Source organism: Cellulomonas sp., from assembly GCF_017744555.1.
Lineage (GTDB): Bacteria > Actinomycetota > Actinomycetes > Actinomycetales > Cellulomonadaceae > Cellulomonas.
On record NZ_JAGIBD010000081.1, the window covers coordinates 1 to 2,307 of the forward strand.

Below are 2,307 nucleotides of genomic sequence, written 5' to 3' on the forward strand. Positions count from 1 at the left end.
CCACCAGTACGAACACCCCGGCACCACCACCATCACCCTCACCGCCACCTGGACCGGCCGCTACCTCATCGACGGCACCACCACCTGGCACACCATCAACGGCACCGCCACCACAACCACCACCAGCACCCCCCTCACCATCGAAGAACGCACCTCCCGCCTCGTCGCCACCCACTGCCACACCCAACCCACACCCCCCGACTGCTGACGACCGCATAGCTCGCGCAGGTTTTGAGTTGTTCACTGTTACAGTGAACAACTATGGAAGCGAGCGACCGCAGAGCGGCCAACGCGCTCGCGCGCGCCCTGCGCGATGCCGTACCCACCACACCCGTGACCGTCGAGGACACGACGGTCACCCTCGAGCACCACGGCGCGCAGCACCTCGTGCCCGTGTGGGCCGGCGAGGGGTACCCCGCCGACGTCGTGCTCGCCCTGCGCAGCATCGACGACGACGTCGATGCGCACGCGACGCCCGTCGTCGTCGCACGCCGCGTGTCACCGGGCAGCCGTGCACTGCTCGCCGAGCGCGGCGTCAGCTGGGCGGACGAGGCCGGCGGCATCGACCTCACGGCCGGCCCGGTCCTCATCCGCATCCCCAGCCCGCCCGCCCCGCCGTCTGCGGCGCCCGCACGATTCACCGCCGCGGGAGCCGCCGTCGCCGAGCACCTGCTCCAGCGCTGCACGACCGGGGAGACGAGAGTGCCCCCGGTCGACGAGCTCGCCGCGACGGTGCACGTGTCGCGCGGGGCCGCCTCGCGAGCCCTGACCTACCTCGACTCGCAGGGGTGGACGACGGCCGTCGGCCCCCGCCGCGGCCCGACCGCGGCACGCGAGATGAGTGAACGCGGCGCACTCCTCGACGCGTGGGCGACCTGGTACGCGTCGCGCGCCGACGACACGGTCGGTGCGCACGCCCTGGTCCGTGACGCCGAGGACTGGATCACCGACGTCGTGGCTCGCGCCTGGCCACCGTCGGCGTGGGCCGTCACAGGGCTCGTCGCGCTCGACGCACGCGCACCGCTGGGAACGTCGCCGTCACCCATCGACCTGTACCTGGACGGCCCGGACTTCGACGGCCACCTCGACACGCTGCTCGCGGCGACGGGGATGCGCCGTACCGAGACCGGCGTCCGGGTGCGCGTCATCCGCGCCGACAGGTACACCCTCCCGCTCGCGCGCGCCGCCGCGGCCCCCGACCCCTTTCCCGCCGTCGGCGACGTCCGGCTGTACGGCGACCTGCGCCGGCGGGGCGGCGTGCGCGCCGAGGAGTACGCGCCGCACCTCCGTGAGCAGAGGATCGGCTTCTGATGCGCGACCGTCGCACGCGTGCGCTCGCCGAGCGCGCGCTCGCCCGCCTCGTCTCGCACGCCGCCGGGCACGCCGAGGAGTTCGTCGTCGTCGGCGGCCTGAACCCTGACCTGCTGGCGCCCGTGCCGGCCGCACCCCACCAGGGGACCGCCGACATCGACCTCGTCATCGAGATCGGCGTCGTCTACGACCGTGACGAGCTCGACCTCGGGTGGCTCGAGCACGCGCTCGACGCGGCGGACTTCCGGCCCACCGGTGATGCGCGGGCGTGGCAGTGGGTGACGAGCGCCGACGGGGTGCCCATCCGGATCGACCTGCTCGTGGACGTGCTCGACCACGTCGGGCAGCAGATCGCGGTGCCCGGATGCGACCGGATGGCGGTCATGAACGTCGCCGGCCCCGGAGCGGCGCTGGGGTCTCGCGTGATGCGTCCGATCCCGCTGACGGACACGGAGTCGCCGACCGTGGACGCGCCGTTCGCCGACCTCGGCGGCTACCTGCTGGCCAAGGCGGCGGCCGTGCTGGGCCGACGGCAGGACAGAGATCCCTACGACCTGGCGTTCGTCCTGCTCCACAGCACCGCCGGCGGTCCGGTCGCCGGCGCCCGGGCGGCACTCGCCGCGTTGCCCGCCGGGCGCGGGCGCGAGTACCTCGCCGGGTTCCGCGCCGCGCTCACCCAGCTGGCCGATCCCGCCGGGCGGCCCGCACAGCTGTACGCCGCGCAGCGCCTCCTCGACGGCGACGACCTGCCACGCGACGTGCTCGCGGCGGACGCCGCAACCGCTGCCGCGCTCGCGCTGGCCACGATCGACGGGCCCTCCTGACCCACGGACCCTCGCCCTCGACCCCACCCCGGTCCGTCCACAGATCCGCTGAACCCTCCTCGCCGGACCGTCGCGAACCGGTACCTTCCCGGCATGCGGATGCAGGGGCGAGCGATGCGCGCGGTGCTGACGACGGGGCTGGTCGCGCTGGCGGCCGTCGGGTGCACGGGGT

General features: G+C 74.1%; 2 protein-coding genes and 1 pseudogene. All 3 read left to right on the forward strand.

Features of this window, described 5'->3' with window-relative positions; translation table 11 throughout:
• Window positions 1-208: pseudogene (locus tag J7523_RS20100) on the forward strand (hypothetical protein); the annotation flags it as partial.
• 53 nt (window positions 209-261) lie between these two features.
• Window positions 262-1,311 (forward strand): hypothetical protein, encoded by a 1,050-nt coding sequence (locus tag J7523_RS20105; protein WP_291890530.1) that lies wholly within the window; start codon window positions 262-264, stop codon window positions 1,309-1,311.
• Complete coding sequence (locus tag J7523_RS20110; protein WP_291890532.1) at window positions 1,311-2,135, forward strand: hypothetical protein; 825 nt, start codon at window positions 1,311-1,313, stop codon at window positions 2,133-2,135. The genes J7523_RS20105 and J7523_RS20110 overlap by 1 nt, the downstream gene beginning before the upstream one ends.
• Window positions 2,136-2,307: the final 172 nt, after the last annotated feature.